The organism is Ruegeria profundi (assembly GCF_020171505.1).
GTDB lineage: Bacteria > Pseudomonadota > Alphaproteobacteria > Rhodobacterales > Rhodobacteraceae > Ruegeria > Ruegeria profundi.
In genome coordinates, this window is the sequence record NZ_JAIUZS010000005.1 from 343,579 (window position 1) to 361,127 (window position 17,549).

The following is a 17,549-nucleotide window of genomic DNA, read 5'->3' on the forward strand; positions in this document are numbered from 1 at the left end:
GTGGTTTGGTTAATGCATTGTTGAATTTTTCTAGCCCGCAGGCTGATGGCCGCTGACGACACATGTTGTCCACCAGACGCTGCCGGGCTGACCTGAACTATATCTGTGTCAAAAGTTGTTATGAGTTATGACTGATCAGTATCGCAGAGGGCTCGACGTAGAGTTATCGGGTGTGGGGCAAGCCGCTGCCGGCGATCCCGAGCTTAGATTGCTGTCCAATGCTGTCTGGGCCATCCGCCGATCCATTCTGTGGATTCTTGCACTTGCGTTCTGCGGTGGGGTTCTGGCCTATCTGCTGACCTACACGGCCGACACCCGGTTCACCTCAAGCGCCAAGGTCATGATCGAAACCCGTGTACAAACGGAAACGGAATTCACGCCGCAGGTCTCGGGCTTGCCGCTGTCGCTGACATCCCTTGAAAGCGAATTGCAACTGCTGCGGTCCACGGACCTGATTGAAAGCGTAGTTGAACGCCTGAATTTGCAGAACGATCCCGAGTTTGCCGGAGAGGAAGGCGGAATTACCCTGAACCCGATCGCGCTGGCGCGCGGGTTAAAGAATGCTTTGGTGGATATACTCGCGGGCGGTGACGAAGCGACTGCTGACGGCGACACACGTTCCGAGGAAGAGATACGCCGCGAGGCAGCCGTCGAAAACCTGCTGAGATCGAGGCGTATTGAACAGGTCGGGGACCTATCGGCCGTGTACGAAATTCGAGTGACCACTAAGTCGAAACACAAAGCCGCTGAAATCGCCAACAGCCTGGCATCGGAATACCTGACCGTTCTGACCAAAATGAAGCGCGAAGCACTTGGGCAATCGCAAAGCTGGTTGACTATCCGTATCGGTCAGCTGCGGGAAGACTTGAACAAACTGAGTTCAGACCTTGAGACGCACTCGATCGAGACGCCTTATTCCCCTGATGAATATGCAACGATCAAGGCGCAAAGGATCAAGGCGGAACGGCGATCTTCTCTGGCCAACGCATCCCTGCAGGAGCTTGAAGAACAAACAAACACGATCACAGAGCTGCGCGATCAGGGTAATCTGCGCGAAGCAGTCGACTATGCCGCCCAGGTCGGGCTGTTGTCACGCAGCACAAGCAGCGACATTACAGACGATGCGGCCATCACCGCGCTGGATGCGATACAGCAATCCGCCGAGCGGAAAATGGATCAATTGAATGCCCAACTGGTTGGCCTGCAACAAAGCATCGAAACATTCCGCGAGCAGCAGGCCCGGCAGGTGCAGCACGACTCGGTCACCAAGCGGATCGAAAACGAGATTCTGGTTACGGAAACCATCTATCGGGATTTCGTGTCGCAGCTGGGCCGTAGGGCAGAACAAGCGGACTATCTGGATGCGGGCGCGCATATCATCGAACGGGCCCGGCCTGCTATTGATCCTTCGGAACCCAAACGCTCGCAGACGGCGATCCTCGTCATGTTCGCGATCGTGTTTTTCGGCCTGATCGGAACGGTTGTGCGCGAGCTTTTTCAGAAGCGGCTCAGAACAACGCACGAGCTTGAAAGCACAACCGGGGTCAAGCTGTCTGCGATCGTGCCAGAGGCCAAAGAAGACCCGCCGTTCGAGACCTTCTTTATTCATGACGGCAAGCTGGATGCGGAAATGCACCATTTCGGACGCAAGCTGCTTGCCAGCAGCGATGTCGGCCTTCGCGTCTCGAACACGCAAAGCGAGCCAGAGGCCCAAGCCAGCATGATTTTTTCGAACCGTCCGGAAGGAAAGAACAAGCTTTCTGCTTCGGACACGCAGTGCGTGATATTTTCGGGTGCCTCCGCGCTGCCGGATGAGGGCAAGACCTCATCGCTTCTGTTATTGGGCGCAGTCTGCGCCAAGGCGAATTACCGCACGCTGATCATAGATTGTGACACGTTGACTTCGGCCTATCGTGACTATTCCCGACTGACACCCGACGCCCTGCAACACGCCGGAGCAGACCCGGAGTTTCTTTTGAACTATGTCGTCGGCAGCCCGCAGGCAGGGCTGGATATCCTGCCGCTGATCTGCGGCGAAGGGGAAGAGGCCCAAACGGTAGCCGCAGATTTCCTATGCTCACCGGCGTTCCTTGATCTGCTCTACTCGCTGTCGCATATGTATGACGTGATTCTGCTGGATACCCCGCCGCTGCTATCGGCAGTGGAATCGGCCTATCTGTCGCAAATATCCAACCGCGTCCTGTTGTTTACCCGCTGGAACAGCACACGCGTTAATTCGATGTTGCAGGCGATCCGAGAACTGGAAAACGTGGGCGTGCGCCCATCCGCACTGGTGGCGACGCGCGTCGACCTGAAGAAGGCGAAACTTTACGGCGATCCGAACTTCGGCTGATTGGTTGCTTATTCACTCTGCGGTGCACGAAACGCCGATTGTGATTGGGATTGAGCGCTTGGACCCGAAAAAAATATACGACCGCGCGTAAGAATCGCTTACCATGACCGCATTGCCCAATGACCGTTTTTGTTTCCAAAAAAAGTGAGTAGCCAGTTTGCAGGTTTTAGCGAGTGAAGTAGATTTCGACACCTACGACGTTATTGTCGCTGGTTCCGGTCTTGCCGCATATGCGATGGCCAAACGCCTTGGCGCACACGACAAAAGCGCGATCATGCTTGAGACCGGAGAGGCCCAATACAACGATGACATTCAATCCGACTTTGCCCAGATCTTCGGTCGCGGGCATCTGGACGGATCGCACTGGCCGCTGCATTGGGTGCGCGCCATGGGTGGAACATCCGCTGTCTGGGCCGGGTATTGCAGCCCGCTGATCGACCGCAATTTTCGACAATGGCCAATCACGCGCAGCGATCTGGACCCCTATTACAAAATGGCCGCGGAATATCTGGGCAGGCCAGAACCTTTCCTGACTTATGCGGCGGATTTTGAGCCGGGTTTCGTCTACCGGCCCATCTCCACCGAAGACCCGTTGCGCCTGATCCGCGAACCCCAGCTCTACGATCAACTGCCCACAACCGATCTTGCGCTTGGCGCCACCCTCAGCCACCTGCACCCAAGGGACGACCGGAAGGGGATCGAGGCCATCTCGATCTACACGCTGGACGGCGGCACCAGACGGATTGACCTGCGGCCCGGGCAAGCGGTCGTGCTTGCAGCCGGGGCGATGGGCAACGCGCAAATTCTGCTCAGCTCGCAGCCCGAGACCGGGCCTGCGGTCGGCAACGAGAACGATCAGGTCGGCCGCTATCTGATGGAGCATCCGCATTTCCCCGATTGCGCCAAGCTGATTTGCAACGGGGCCTTTCAGTTTCCCATTGCTCCCGACGGTTTCGGTGAGCTGACCGCCCTGCTGGAACCGGACGATGACCTGTATCGGCAAATCGGCGGGCTTGAGGTGTCGGTCGCCCTGTATCCCGGAAAGTTCGTTTCGGAAGATCCCGTCGAAACGATGTTTGCCGGCAAATGGGGCGACGGTGCCGTGGCCTATGGCATCATCGTCCGGGCGGAAATGGATTCCGAACCTAAAAACAGGGTCACCGTCAGAGAGGGCACCGACCCGTCCGGTCTGCGAAAGCTGCGCACAGATTTCCACATCGGTGCCCGCAGTTTCCGGGCGGTCGATACCTTTCTTGAAACATTGGGCGAACGGCTGATCGCCTCGGATACCGGGCGACTGCGGATGTCCAACGAAGAGATCATGTTCGGCGTCACCGGGGGTGGTCACACCATGGGCACGACGCGAATGGGGGCCAGCCCGAAAACCAGCGTCGTCGATGCCGATTGCCGCGTGCACGGGTATCAGAACCTGTTCGTGGCGGGGTCATCGGTGTTTGCATCCGGCGGTCACGCCAATCCTACGCTCACCATCATGGCCTTTGCGGCGCGGCTGGGCGACAAACTGGGGGTGATAAATGAAGTTTGATGTAACCCGCAGAAACCTCATGTTCGGCGCTGGTGGTTTCGCCGCTGGCAGTGTCATTACCGGCGTTGTCGGTTTCAAGTTCCGCGACCAGGTCCGGCAGCTTCTTGGGGTGTCGCGCCCCAATATCGAACAGCTGGGTCTTGCAACCGGGATGGATGACGAATGGCTTCTGACCCCTGAAGACCGGGAAGAGCTTGCCCGTCATCTGGCCGATAGCACGACCGCTGATTAAGCCCCGCCTGTAAGCACAGCCCCCTATTTCGGGGCGTCACCCGCATCCAGAATACGGCGTGAGAACAGAAAGTTGATGATCATCCCGGCCAGCGTCGATGGCACCAGCGCAATCACCGGATGGGCACCCGCGATCTCGTTCAACCTGATCACGGCGACAAAGACGGCGTAATTCACCGCCAGCCCAAAGCTCATCGCCAGCACATAGCTGATGAATTCCTTCACCGTGGGCGATGCCTGGGTGGCAAATGTAAACGTTCTGTTCAGATACCAGGTTGTGGTCACAGCCCCCAAAAAGGATAGCAGCCGCGCAACCTCTGGTGCCCAGTTCAACCCCTCGATCGCGATGAGCAGCAAACCCGCATCCACCACAAAGGCAACAGCACCCACGATCGCGAATTTTAAGAACTGGGACGAGGGCATCTTTGGAAATCCGCCTTTACACTCTGTTTCTTCGACGTGCTTTTGCGCCGACCGGTGGACTCCACCAAAGTCTGAGGTCAAAGCGTTGCATCTGAATTTTCCGCGGAAAACTGGGTCGGGACCAGCTTGGCGCGTTGGGCACCCTGAAAAACAAGCAATGTTGCCAGGAAGGGCAACAACCAGATAACCCGCGCCTGATATCGGTGGTGCGGGTCCGACAACACGCCGCAGACCACAGCGTTTATCAGCAAGGTTGCCAGGATCAGCACGGCCAACGCCATCGCCGTGTTTGATATTGATCGCACCCCGAACATAATAGCCACCGTAATCAGACTAATAACGGCCGACGCATAGACAAACGTCGACAGGAATATAAACGGGAAGCCGCCAGTAACAGCCAAAGACGCCCCGAACCTGCTAAGGTTAGAGCCATTCATGAAGTGCGGCGCGCTTTCAGCAAAGACTCGTTTGGCGGTATAGAATTCGTATAAACCAAACATACCAAGTTGTCTTAATGCATTCCCAACCGAAGCCCGTATCTGCATCACTGGTTCCGCAAGTGCGGCTGTCAGGAAAACTGAGAAGTCTTCGTCACTCAGCCGTTGCTTCGTAGCTTCATCTGCTGACTGGTAGTAGCCGTTCTTGTCCCAAAGAAATAGTTGCGAACTGTTATTGTCCAAAGGCGCTGCGTCACAAATTGCAAACTCATACCCGCCGCAGTCATTTGCCATCAGCTCGGCCACCGGACCATCCTCGATCCCGCGCGCTGTGAGGAAAGGCAGGTTCTGCGGCCAACTGCCGAAGACGGCCTGGGACACGAAGGCAAAGGCAAAAACCGCCGACACCCCCGCGCTGAAAGCCAAAAATGACATAAGCCAACCAGATAGCAGCGGTCTAACCCGTGGCCATAGCGACATCAGCGCCAAAAGCACCAACAGGCCAAAGGTCAAAAGAATATGGCTGCTGTGAATGGCAACCGCTGCGGCCAGAATGACCCAGCAGATTACTATCTGAGTTTTCGTCAGGCTGCGTTTCGAAACACACAGCAGAAACAGACAAAGCGGCACCACGGCTGCAAACACATCTGGCATGGCATAGGCTGTGAAATACGGCAATGGTGTAACCGCGGCACAGATTACGCCAATGACCAGATAAGGTTTCGTGGGGTTTTCCTTGCAAATTTGCCGCACCACAAGCCAAGCCACGTAGCCAACGATCAGCGATTGAAACAGCACCAACAAAAGTGCTTCGGCTTGCAGGGACACAAAGACCAAAGCGCCGTAGTAAGGCGAACGGGACATCGAAATCACGCGTTGGCCCGGTGCGGCCGCCACAGCCTGTTCGACCGAAGGATCCGCTGGCGAGGTCGCCTTGGTTACCGGCGCTTCATCGACCCATTGCTTACCCGCTATGGTTTCTACTACCGCCTTGCCGGCATTGTTGTAACCGCGCGTATCGAAGAAAATAAAGGGAAAGCCATTTATCGCCGCGGGCACAGTCTGCATAACCGCAAAGCACAGCACCAAGATGCACGCCTTTAGCGTCGTCAGATTTGCGCCTTGCGAATGAGGCGCGGCCTTAGCTTTGAGATACGCCATTAAAAAACTTCACTTCTTAAAACCGCCCCGGAACCCGCGAAATACGCGACTCCTTGGGCCTACTCGTTACTTAAACACGACCTGATCCTTCCCGCAGGCCACTATTCGGTCAATTGTGTTGTTTGCTGTATGGTCTGCTGTGTCACCTGCTCTACCGAGATTTCGACACTGTCGCCCGGAAGCAGCTGAGTCATTTTCTCAGCCCGAAGCTCCTGCAATTCACCGTCGACAACCCGGAAAATCGTAACCGAGTAATCAATATCACTGATCAGGCTTTCGGTGCCGATCTCGCTGGACGCACCAGCCAGATATTTTGCAATCGTATCCATTTGCAAGCTGGCATCGCGAAGGGCCAGATGCGCATCGCGACGCTGCTGCAACAACACAAGGGATCGCTGCTGTTCATACAACTCTCGGTCCCGTTTCAATCTGGTCAGAACCAGATTTGTGGCCGCCAGATCTTCTTCGACCTCCAACAAGCGCGTGGCGGACAACACGGTGGTCCGGCGCGTATCGGCAATCCTTGACCCTGCGGCCAACCCACGTTCGATCAAGCTGATCACTCTGGCCTCTTCCTCTTCATCGGACGCCAGAGCCTTGGCGAGTTCGATCTCCTGCTCTTTCAGAATCTCAATGCGTTGCTCGGCCTGGTCCTCGGCATCTTCGAAATAACGCCGCTCACCGGCTTCGTTTTCCTGATTGACGGCTCTGATCCTGATCTGCTCGGCGATCAACTCGTCCAGAACCGCGTTGGACACCGAGACTTGGGCGTGGGTCGGTGGCGGCATGTCAAGATCTTGTCGCAGCTCGGACGTCGTGCGCCAGACCTGAACGATTGCCTGCGCGTGTTGCAGCGCCGCTTGCCCATAGGTGGTTTGCCACCGCATCAATTGTATCGGGTCGATAGTAACATCATCGGCCAACAGCATGCTGCGGACGCCACCGGCAAGGGCCACAGCCTCACGCGCGGTGATGGCCGGACGGAAATCAATCTGACCAGTACGCGCGACATCCCCACCGATTATGATGGGCCTGTATCCATTGCGGGCGACTTCGATCTCGTCCCCGTCCAGCTGGATGATGTAGATTTCCCCATTCGCATTGTATTGCTTGACGATTTTGCCAGCCGCATCCAACCGCACAAGGTTTTCCAGCTCATCGGCCAACAGGCCTTTGGCCTCAAAATGGCCCAGCCATTTCAAGTTTACGTTGCCATGCGCATCAACGATTGCGTCAAAAGACAGGCCATCAAGGCCGGTCAGGGACAAACGAATCTGGTCTCCGGGCTCCAGCTTGTAATCAGCAGCGGCAGGACCGTGCGTCAACACAAACAGGCATAGCGCCGCACAGAGGCTTCGGGCCAATGATGACAACCTGAACAGTGCAGGTGCGGAATGAAATATTTTCTTACGGGTCAACTTCATGATCGTAGCATCACTCTGTTTTTTTGGGTGTGGTGCAACGGCTCAGCGACCTGTGCCATTGCAAACAGCGCCGATGGTTTGAAACAAAATCTTAATATCTACCCACAGTCCAACCTTCTGAGCATATTCAGTGTCGAAAACGGCGCGGTCCGAAAACTCGACATCATTGCGTTCGGACACCTGCCATAATCCGGTGATCCCCGGTTTCATCAGGTTGTAGTCGCTTCCCGGATACAGCGCCTGTTGCTGAGGCATCATCGGGCGCGGGCCAACAAGGCTCATGTCGCCGATCAGAACATTCCAAAGCTGGGGCAACTCATCCAAAGAGGAGGCCCGAATAAACCGTCCAACCTTGGTAACACGCGGGTCGTTTTCAAGCTTTTGCCGGGCTTGCCATTCAGCCGCAGCAGCAGGGCACTCCCTCAGATGATCCAGAAATATCTGATCTGCATCGATCATCATGGACCTGAATTTCAGAAAATCGAACTCACGCCCGCCCAGACCAACACGCCTCTGTCTGTAAATTGCCGGCCCGCCGTCCAGTTTCACGCAGATCGCAATCAATAGCATGAGTGGCAGCACAAAGGGCGCGCCAATCAAGACCAGAACAATATCCAACAAACGCTTACCCTTGGCCGCATAGAAACCTTGGAGATTTACGCGATTTTTTGAAGCAGGTATAAAATGTTGTCTTGTATTATATATTTCGGTCTCTTCTATCGGAAAAGAACCTCGATTGTGGTTCATAATGACCCCCAAACTTACGCACTGACTACTCAAAAAAGCGCCTAAAACCAAGGCACAACACACCTTATGGACCCGCGAGCCTACCCCAAAAAAAGGGCGAAAGCCGTGAGTTTCAAACTTCTTTTGCTCAATAGATCAACGGCGCAACGACACCACATCCGCTGCCCCGTTTCGTCTTGCTTCCCGACTCGATGTCATAAAATGGCCGGGTTTTTGCCTGAAATATGTTTGCATTTATTGCCTGAGGTGACAACTTGTTTGTTAACTTTTCCACATGCGTGACACATTTCGTATTCTTTGCAGAAAAGCTTTCAACCCCGATTTTTATCTGAATAATCACGGCCGTAATACCCAACCGCACATCGCGTGATGGTGCAGACGTCAAAATTTGAGCGGCCTGCCCAAAAAACAGCCCGTTACTGTCCGGTTTTCAGGGGTAATTTATTGATGATCTTCACACGCAACTTGCTTTTGCAAACAAGATACAAAGAAGCAATCAAAGCGGGCGCACAAAAACCAGCTACAAGTCCACCGGAGAGTGCTGCAATCGAGCTTGCATCCGATATCGCCAACGCCACGAAGACAACCGTGGCAAACAGAGGGCCTGATAGTAAATAGAAAATTATCATTCCAGCCTCAGCTCGCTTGGTTAGATCTCATCCACTTGTTTCACGCACTGGCCCGATTGTACGCAGCATTGTGTCACTTTTGGGGCAGCACCCTCTTGGTGCATGCTGATCCCGGTCATCGACGCAAAAAGAAACTCATTAAGAAGGCCTTAACCTTAACACCAATCAGTTCTGTCGACGATAGATGGGCGCGCTTTTCCCGGATTTCCATAACCTATCGGCGATTTAGCACCACACGATTGGTAAAATCTTGCCCATTGGGTCTCAAATCTCTGTTAAGTTGAGATGTTTTGCGCTCAGGTTTTCGCCCAAGACACGAACTCGCGCGCCCTGCGCCACACGACGACCGCCGCAACTTGTCCAAGCAACACCAACACCCAGAACATAAACATCAAACCAGCCGCTAGAAGTGCAAGTTGCAGGGTCAGATTCGCTGACATCCCGGCAGAGATACAAAATGGCGCATAAGCTATCGCACCAAGAACGCCATATTTCAGTTCTGTCGTCGACACCCGTAGCGGGTCGACCTTTCGACCGATGTAGTAATAAGCGACAAAGCTAACTACACCGCTGATCAGGAATGCAATCGGAGCGCCGGACGCGCCGAACAGGTAGATAGTTACAAGCGACAACAAAGCATGCACCACAAGTGACGCAACACTAATGCCAAGCTGCAATCCGGTTTTCTTTGACCGCATAAATGCATAGCTGAAATAGGCACCCTGCAAGCCGACGATAAATGCGGCAGGGGAAAGCAATCTTAGGTAAAGTGCGGTTTCGTCGGCAAAGCTCTGCTCGAACAGCAGATGCGTAAATACGTCCGCAGCAAAGACCAGCGCAACGACGATCGGCATTGAAATCAGCACGAGGAACGAGAAATAGCGTTCCAGCACGGCGTCCGACGATCGGAGCCCGTTGGTCTCATGCGCTTCGAAAACACTGGGGGCCACGACACGCGACAATGTCGTCATCGGCAATTTCAGCGCTTTGGAAGCAAGCGTTTGTGCCGCTGCAAAATATCCGGCCGCGTCCATCCCCGCGAAGAAAGCCAGAAGAGACTGAGAAGACATCGCAAAGAACGAGGCGCTGGACGACACCACCGCCAATGGGAATCCGAACCGGAAATAAGTTCTTAGTGCACCACGGGATGGCACCACGATACCGGACCTGCGCAGCGCGATGACCAGGGCATAGGCACCTGTAATCGCCGCGCCCATCGACATTCCAATCACCGCACTTGCGTAGCCTCCGCCATACACCACAAACGTCACGGCCAGTGACACGCCCAAGGCCTGGCGCAGCAAGGTCACGGCGGCGAATTTCGGTCCCTCATTGTATTGCCTGAGGCAGACCGTTCCCAATTCATACATCGCGTGACTGGTGCAGAACACAACGGCCAGGAAGAAACTGCTGACCCACTCCGCTGGCAGAACCATCCGAACAAGACCGACGAGACACAGCAAAAACACCCCCAGCAGAGCCGAAGCCCCCAGGACCGTCGCGATCGTCTGCCCTTCGAACTCAGGTGCGTGATGGAATCGACCAATGGAAATTGCCAGCCATTGGAATGTAAACGAAAACAGCAACATTCCAGACAAAAGCGTAAGATTGTATCGCCCAAAGTCTGCAGCACCCAAAACACGGGTCATTACGATCAGAATCACAATCGCGATAAACGCCGACAGCATTCGTGGAACAAAATACCATGTCATCGCGGACTGTATCCCTTGGCCGGCAACTCTAAACCCATCCACATCCAATAGCCCGGATTAGGCACTGAACACTCGTAAAACTCACCATTTTCTGGCACGCCGACTGCCTAGCTGACCGCGTGTGTATCCCATGGAGCATACTGACACTCATATGTGCCGATGGAAAACAATATCCTGATCACAGCCGTAAAACACCACGCTTTGCAGCGGCAGGGTCGTTGTTCGCAACCTAACGGCCCCCCGAATTTGCCGAGTAATTGTGCACCAAGTCGGCGTTGCCGCATTCCCAGGTTCTGCCGTGATAGACAATCCACGTATCGCTGCGTAAGCTTCGGACACTCGCATTTATTCGAAAAACCGCCGGGTTGTTCAGCCCGGAACGCTATCAATTGGTCTGACAGATTTAACAATGACCGCCCTGAGCCAGAATAACGCAAATCGACACGCATCGGACCTGCCGTTCCGTCACGTGATCCTTGCTTTATGTCTGATGCTTGTGGTTTTTTTCGGCACGGATCTGTTCAACATTGTGCTGTGGCAGAACAATCTGGCCAATAAGCTGGAAATCCTGATGTTACTGCCAGCCATGGCAATTACAGCATTGTATTACCGGCATCTTATTCGCGGAGCTTTTGCTTCGCCAGAGCTTGCGATCCTTGTGATCTGGGCGCTTGTCTCGACAACAATAAGCAGCCTTCCGGCCTATTCATTCGAGCGATGCGTGCCATTGGTCGTCACAACCGCTTTTGCCCTTTTTTTGGGCAGCATCATGTCGCTGCGCGGGTTGCTGTTGTTCATGGCGTCGTTTTACGCGGTTGTAATGCTACTGACCATGGGTGCCATCGCTGCCCTGCCACAAGCCAGGGGGATACCGCCCTGGGGCGATACGTGGAACGGAATTTTCCTGCACAAGAACGGCTTGGGTGCAGCCTGTGTCATGACTTTGCTGACCTCGTTTTATGCGATCGGTCAGGTGAAAGGAAAACTGAAGCTGGTGTTTCAGGTCACATTTTTCCTCGGCCTGCTGTTGCTGGTCGCGTCTGAATCCCGCACATCGCAAGTGGTTGCATTGGTCTCGATGAGCGCGCTGGTCGTCAGTCGAATCATTCCTCGGTTCGAGGTCATCTGGGCGATCTGCTTTATTCTGTTCTCGGTCCTGCTAATAAGTTTGATCGCCTTTCTACTGTCTTCGCCGCTGGCCGACCCGCTTTTTGCGCTGATCGGTCGCAAACCAACCCTGTCCGAGAGGATCCCCATTTGGGAGCTTACCTGGCCTTACGTCATGGACCGGTTCTGGCTTGGCTGGGGCTACGGAGTGTTCTGGCACCCCGATTCCAGCCACCTGGCATGGTTTTCCAACAAGGCCAATCTGGGTTTCACACCCTTTTATTCTCATAACGGTCTGATCGAAACCTGGCTGAATACCGGCTTTCTGGGCGTTGCACTTTTGGGCACCGCCATTGTTCGCTTTTTCTTTTCCGCGTTTTTTTCGATGCGATTCGTCGAAAACCGGGCCGGGATTGTCTGTGCCCTGGCGCTGATGGTTACCTACTTGCTGGCGAATATTACCGAAAGCACCTTGCTTGGTCGGCTAGAGGCCAACTGGATATTCTTTGTCGCCTACGTCACCAAAATGAACCTTGTGGCCAGGGCGATCAGGGACGATGCCAAGTTCCGGGATTCAACCGTCGCGCATGATGGCGGCACAGCCAAAGCATTTGGTTTGGCAGCCACCAATCGACCTATGAGCAGCTAATATCAAAAATTTCTGCGTTTTCTGCGCCTGCCGTGGCCACAAAGATTGACAGCAGCCGCCTACGTAGTGTCGAATTTGAATGTTCCTACTTTTAAATGTTTTTGCAGTAATCAGTTCCGTTGGGAGGCACAATTGAAAACAGCCATATTTGCAGGTGGTAAGGGCTCTCGCCTGATTGAAGAGACCCGGGTCCGCCCCAAGCCTTTGGTTGAGATCGCCAACCGGCCGATCCTTTGGCATATCATGCAGCACTATTCGACCTACGGACATCACGAGTTTGTTCTGGCGCTTGGGTATATGGGTGATCTGATCAAGCGCTACATTTCAGAACTGTGCCAGTATCAGGGAAACCTGCGTATTGATTTCGATCAGCGCGAGCTGTTCGGCGAACCCGACTATGCCAACGGTGGGCCTGAGCCTGAGACGCCGCCCTGGACCGTGGATCTTATCGATACCGGCATGGACACCATGACGGGTGGGCGTCTGGCCCGGCTGCAACCTTACCTTGGCAATGAGACCTTCATGCTGACCTATGGCGATGGGGTTTCGAACGTCGATCTGGATGCGCTTATCGCCTTTCACAGGTCACATGGAAAACTCGCCACCATCACCATGGTGCGCCCGCTTACCACTTTCGGTCACCTTCAGGTGCGCGAGGATGGTCTGGTCGAAGGCTTCATGGAGAAACCGGAAACCGCGGCTGATTGGATCAATGGCGGCTTTTTCGTACTGGAACCCGGCGTTTTCGACGCCGTCGCCAGCGTAAATGGCGATGAGATCATGTGGGAAGAAGGCCCCCTGCCCAAACTGATGGAGATGGGTGAGTTGATGGCCTATCGCCATCCGGGATTCTGGTATTGCATGGATCACCTGGCGGACAAACGCCGACTTGAGGAGATGTGGAAAAATGGCAACCGTCCGTGGGCAACATGGGAAAATTCAAAAGGTTCTGTTAACGGGTCATCTCGGCTACGTGGGGACGGTCACCGCCCCGGTATTGGCCGAGGCGGGAATCCAGGTGACTGGGTGCGATATAAATCTCTTTGACCGCGCGGACTTCGCCCCGGGCGGCACCGTTCCGGACATCCCCAACCTGGGTAAAGACATTCGTGATCTGACGGTCGAAGACCTGAAAGGGTTTGATGCGGTCGTGCATCTGGCGGCACTTTCAAACGACCCCCTTGGCCAATTGCGGCCGGGTCTGACCCAACAGATAAACCACGAAGGCACGATTCACGTGGCAAAACAGGCCAAGGCGGCGGGGGTGTCCCGGTTCGTCTTTGCCTCCTCCTGTTCCAACTATGGTCGCGCGGGTGAGGGTTTTGTCGACGAAGAAGGTAAGTTAAACCCACAGACGGATTACGGCGTCTCAAAGGTTCTGGCCGAACGCGACCTGAAACCGCTGGCCGATGACAATTTCACACCCACTTTCCTGCGCTTTGCCACCGCTTACGGCGCGAGCCCCCGGATGCGGTTTGACATCGTGCTGAACAATCTGATCGCGCACGCCTATACCTCGGGGCGTATCCTCATGATGTCGGATGGTACGCCGTGGCGGCCGATCATCCATGTCGAGGATATGGCTCGCGCCTTTCTTGCCACGTTGGAAGCCGACCCAAAGGCCATTTCGGGTGAGGCCTTCAATGTCTGCCGGACCGAGAATAACTATCAGATTCGTGACCTGGCGGAGATTGTCGCCAAGACGGTGCCTGGCGCACATATAGACTACGCGGCGGATGCAGGACCAGACAATCGGTCATACCGCGTCAGCTCGGCCAAAATCGAAAAATCCATTCCGGGGTTCAAGCCGAAATGGGACGCGGTCCGGGGCGCGCAGCAAATTTATGACGCGGTAAAGGCTTGTGACCTCAAGGTCGAGGATTTCGAGGGCCGCAAATACAAACGCCTTGCCCAGCTTGAAGCACTGCTTCGGGAAAACCAGCTGGACAAGGATTTCCGCCGGACCGAGCCCATCGTATGACAGGAAATTTTACGGGGCGCTTAAACCAGCGCCCCGATCTTTTCCAGCACCGTTCTGGCACCGCGCTCACCTGATTTAAAGGCCTCGTCCGTCCACTGGTATCCCCATTCCCCAAAGCGGCCAACATAGTGGATGCCGACCTGATCCAGCCAGTCATGGACAATCGGCAACGCCTCTTCCCGGTCGAGGTCAAAGATGATGTTCGCATGGGTGATTAAGCGGGCATCGGTGTGCAGGATTTTCTCATCTTGCTCGATCAGACCAATCTTCACCAAATCGTCGATCACGGGCTGAATCAGCTCATCCGGTGATACATCCAGCGGGCGGTATTTGTGAGAATAATAGCATTCCGCCTGAATTGATCCGCAACCCCGTGGACAGGTTTTTGTCGACATTTTGTGCGGAAAGCTGAGGCGGGTGAAAACGATGTCCTCGTCATAGATATAGGTCCATGTGGCGGGAGTGAAATCATCCCGCGCCAAGCCGATATTCACCGTGATACAGGTGGTGCAGGCCAGCTTCGCCGCCGCCTTGCGCACATGATCCGGCGCGCCTTTGACCATCGGGATCAGGTCAGGCAGCGGGATCGAGGAAATCAGGTGGTCATAACTCTCGGTCACACCGTTTTCAAATTGCACGGTGCGCGCCTCGGGGTCGATGGCGACGACCTTGTGATCCAGATGAAGATCGGTCTTTTCCATGAACGGCTTGAGGTAGGATATAAACCCGCCCTCGGTCGGATACCGAAAATCGGTGATGTAATGAACATCGGGGGTCTCGGCAAAAATCGCGCCTCGGATGACCTCGTCCATCGAAGGCCGGTAAAGCCGGGGCCCCATCCAGACGGTGCTCATCTGGTCAGCATCGACGGTATGGTATTTCTTTCCATAGACGGCCGGAAAATGGGTGGCGAAGGTTTTGCCGAAGACCGAGATCAGCCACTCAAGATAATTTGCAGGCTTTTCAACCACATCCTGTTTCGAGGCTTCGATAAAGTCCAGAATGCACTGTGTTTTCAGCTCGTCCGGCAGGTTGTGCAGATTGGCCTGCGCCGGGTGCTTGACCCATGCGCCATGATAATAGTTGTTCACATAGGCTTGTAGTTTTTCGTATTGGCCACCGACATTCTCGGCGAACAGGTCTTGAATGCGCGGGTCCTTCGAAAAGGAAATATGCGGTCCGTCATCGAAGATGAAACCACTATCATGGGTAAAGGTTGCTGTATGACCGCCGGGAAAGGCGTTCTTGTCATACATTCTGCTGGACACGCCGGCACCATGCAGGTGGTGGGCCGCGCCCAATCCGGACATGCCGGAGCCCAGGATAACAATGTTTTTGTCACTCATATCAACGTTCTCTCACAATTTCGCGGCGCCACCAGGCGATGGTATCCGCAATTCCGGTTTTCAATGTAAATCTAGGAGTCCATTTCAGCTGGTCGTGCAGCCGGGTGATGTCGGCTTCGACCAACGGCGGATCGCCCGGGCGCGCCTCGCGGGCACCCAGACGGATCAGATCATCGGCCTTGGTCTGACGCCCGATCTCATGGATCAGATCGGCAAGCGGGATTGCCGTTCCGCTGCCGATATTGACTGGCCCCTGCAGATCGCTCAGCAGCAAGGCGACCATAGCGGTAGCAACGTCCTCAACATGCAGAAAATCGCGTTTCTGCTGCCCATGTGTACATAGCGCTTCTTGCCCCTGCAGCAGCGAGCGGATGACATCCGCCGCAAGCCGCCGCGGGTTCTCACCCGGGCCGTACAGGAAAAACGGCCGCGCCCATGACCCTGACAGGCCCAGCGCCTTGCACATGGGACCAAAGGCCGTGAACAGAGCCGCCTTGGCCGCCCCATATTCCGTGGCCGGAGAAATTGGAGCGCTGTCTTCGCGCAGCTTGTCAGTGCCGGACCAATCATACTCCATACACGATCCGCAAAACGTTACACGTTTGCCGCCTGCGCTCGAGAAAGCGAACAGAAGGTCGATTGAATGCTGAATCCAGCGAAAATTTTCTGGCGACTGCTGGTTTCCCGGCCCCATGTACCAGGCCAAGGCCAGCAAGTGGCTGGGCCGGTGCAGATGGATGATTGCACTGACATCCGAGGCGTTTGTCACGTCAAGCTTGACCCAATGCACATCGCCGTAAATTTTGGGGCAAGGGTCGCTCCGGTATGTGGCGATCACGCGGTGCCCTTGGCGGGCAAGCGCTTGGACGGCAGCGCGACCGATGAAGCCACCGGCCCCCGTGACCATTACCGTTGTTTTATGTTCCGTCGAACGTGTCATGCAAAGTTTGTCTGTCCTTGGATTCGCGGTTGGGATTCGCGGTGGGGCTTAGCGCTGAATCAGCGGCCACCCCGCGTCTTTTTCAGAAACAATCGTTACAGGTTGCGGCCATTGTATACCAAGAGCCGGATCATTGTAGCGCAGCCCCTGCTCAACGCCGGGGGTATAGAATTCGCTGGCCGAGTAGTAAGCCTGCGCGCCATCCGTCAGCGCCAGATAGCCGTGAGCGAACATTTCGGGCACGTAGAGCGCACGCCGGTTTTCCACCGACAACTCTATGCCGAAATGCTGAAGGTAGGTGTCGCTGTCCGGGCGCATGTCTACAATCACGTCGTAGATTGCGCCGCTGATACACCGCATGAACTTGGCCTCGGTCGCCGGGGCCTGCTGGTAATGCAGACCACGCATCGTGCCTTTTTTCTCATTAAATGAAAGGTTTATTTGCGCGATTGCCGGTTTCAAACCATGCTTTTCAAACTCATTTGCGCAAAAGGCCCGGGCAAAGAACCCACGATCGTCCGAAATTTCCTGCAAGTCTACCAGATAAGCGCCACGCAAATGCGTTTCTGTGAAAATCATTAAAAACCGCCTCTACTAGACCGCTACCAACTACACACACTGCGCCTTGTTCGAAAAAATTCCAGCCCGGCAACGCTGGTCAAAATCAGCCACTCGTTGTCAGGCATTTGAAGGCACGCCAAAAGCTAACCAGACAATGGGTTCAGTTTCCATGATTCTTGGTTTTTTCTGCACAAAACTGTGCCTTCGTACCGCGCAACCGACCGCACTGCGGAAAAACTGTTTAAAATTTGACACTCTGTGTGTGTAATGCGGGCTGGTTTATTGCTGACAAAGGATAAGCA

At 54.8% G+C, this 17,549-nt stretch carries 15 protein-coding genes; 6 read left to right on the top strand and 9 right to left on the bottom strand.

Annotation, left to right across the window (positions count from 1 at the left end):
- Positions 1-127 precede the first annotated feature (127 nt).
- The 3 genes from LCM21_RS14200 (at position 128) to LCM21_RS14210 (ending at position 4,131) form a co-directional block, all read left to right on the top strand.
- Positions 128-2,353 (top strand): GumC family protein, encoded by a 2,226-nt coding sequence (locus LCM21_RS14200; RefSeq protein ID WP_224891187.1) that lies wholly within the window; start codon positions 128-130, stop codon positions 2,351-2,353.
- Between the two features lie 157 nt (positions 2,354-2,510).
- A complete protein-coding gene (locus tag LCM21_RS14205; protein WP_224891188.1) occupies positions 2,511-3,899 on the top strand; it encodes a GMC oxidoreductase in 1,389 nt (462 codons plus the stop codon).
- Positions 3,889-4,131: a hypothetical protein gene (locus LCM21_RS14210; RefSeq protein ID WP_157769967.1), complete on the top strand. Its 243-nt coding sequence runs from the start codon at positions 3,889-3,891 to the stop codon at positions 4,129-4,131. The genes LCM21_RS14205 and LCM21_RS14210 overlap by 11 nt, the downstream gene beginning before the upstream one ends.
- A gap of 23 nt (positions 4,132-4,154) precedes the next feature.
- Here the strand turns inward: LCM21_RS14210 and LCM21_RS14215 are convergent, their stop codons facing one another.
- From LCM21_RS14215 to LCM21_RS14240, 6 genes are all read right to left on the bottom strand, one after another.
- Complete coding sequence (locus tag LCM21_RS14215) at positions 4,155-4,553, bottom strand: GtrA family protein (protein ID WP_157769966.1); 399 nt, start codon at positions 4,551-4,553, stop codon at positions 4,155-4,157.
- A gap of 77 nt (positions 4,554-4,630) precedes the next feature.
- Positions 4,631-6,151 carry a hypothetical protein gene (locus LCM21_RS14220; protein ID WP_224891189.1) on the bottom strand — a complete coding sequence of 507 codons (1,521 nt, stop codon included), beginning with the start codon at positions 6,149-6,151 and terminating at the stop codon, positions 4,631-4,633.
- A gap of 101 nt (positions 6,152-6,252) precedes the next feature.
- Entirely contained in the window at positions 6,253-7,515 is a 1,263-nt protein-coding gene (locus LCM21_RS14225; RefSeq protein WP_157769965.1) for a polysaccharide biosynthesis/export family protein, read from the bottom strand.
- Positions 7,516-7,617: 102 nt separating this feature from the next.
- A complete protein-coding gene (locus LCM21_RS14230) occupies positions 7,618-8,373 on the bottom strand; it encodes a sugar transferase (RefSeq protein ID WP_224891190.1) in 756 nt (251 codons plus the stop codon).
- A 365-nt stretch (positions 8,374-8,738) separates the two neighbouring features.
- The gene (locus LCM21_RS14235) at positions 8,739-8,951 is read right to left on the bottom strand and encodes a hypothetical protein (RefSeq protein ID WP_224891191.1); all 213 of its coding nucleotides are present in this window, start codon (positions 8,949-8,951) and stop codon (positions 8,739-8,741) included.
- Between the two features lie 296 nt (positions 8,952-9,247).
- A complete protein-coding gene (locus LCM21_RS14240; protein WP_224891192.1) occupies positions 9,248-10,663 on the bottom strand; it encodes an oligosaccharide flippase family protein in 1,416 nt (471 codons plus the stop codon).
- A 409-nt stretch (positions 10,664-11,072) separates the two neighbouring features.
- Between LCM21_RS14240 and LCM21_RS14245 the strand changes: the two genes are divergently transcribed.
- From LCM21_RS14245 to LCM21_RS14255, 3 genes are all read left to right on the top strand, one after another.
- A complete protein-coding gene (locus tag LCM21_RS14245) occupies positions 11,073-12,419 on the top strand; it encodes an O-antigen ligase family protein (protein ID WP_224891193.1) in 1,347 nt (448 codons plus the stop codon).
- A 132-nt stretch (positions 12,420-12,551) separates the two neighbouring features.
- Positions 12,552-13,466 carry a sugar phosphate nucleotidyltransferase gene (locus LCM21_RS14250; RefSeq protein ID WP_224891194.1) on the top strand — a complete coding sequence of 305 codons (915 nt, stop codon included), beginning with the start codon at positions 12,552-12,554 and terminating at the stop codon, positions 13,464-13,466.
- Complete coding sequence (locus LCM21_RS14255; protein WP_319003918.1) at positions 13,393-14,400, top strand: NAD-dependent epimerase/dehydratase family protein; 1,008 nt, start codon at positions 13,393-13,395, stop codon at positions 14,398-14,400. The genes LCM21_RS14250 and LCM21_RS14255 overlap by 74 nt, the downstream gene beginning before the upstream one ends.
- Before the next feature lie 20 nt (positions 14,401-14,420).
- Here LCM21_RS14255 and LCM21_RS14260 read toward each other — a convergent pair whose 3' ends face one another.
- Genes LCM21_RS14260 through rfbC form a run of 3 tightly spaced genes read right to left on the bottom strand, consistent with a single transcriptional unit; the run spans position 14,421 to position 17,265 of the window.
- Complete coding sequence (locus LCM21_RS14260; protein WP_224891195.1) at positions 14,421-15,746, bottom strand: protoporphyrinogen/coproporphyrinogen oxidase; 1,326 nt, start codon at positions 15,744-15,746, stop codon at positions 14,421-14,423.
- A 1-nt stretch (position 15,747) separates the two neighbouring features.
- Positions 15,748-16,686 (bottom strand): NAD-dependent epimerase/dehydratase family protein, encoded by a 939-nt coding sequence (locus LCM21_RS14265; protein ID WP_224891196.1) that lies wholly within the window; start codon positions 16,684-16,686, stop codon positions 15,748-15,750.
- Between the two features lie 48 nt (positions 16,687-16,734).
- The gene (gene rfbC / locus LCM21_RS14270) at positions 16,735-17,265 is read right to left on the bottom strand and encodes a dTDP-4-dehydrorhamnose 3,5-epimerase (RefSeq protein ID WP_224891197.1); all 531 of its coding nucleotides are present in this window, start codon (positions 17,263-17,265) and stop codon (positions 16,735-16,737) included.
- Positions 17,266-17,549: the final 284 nt, after the last annotated feature.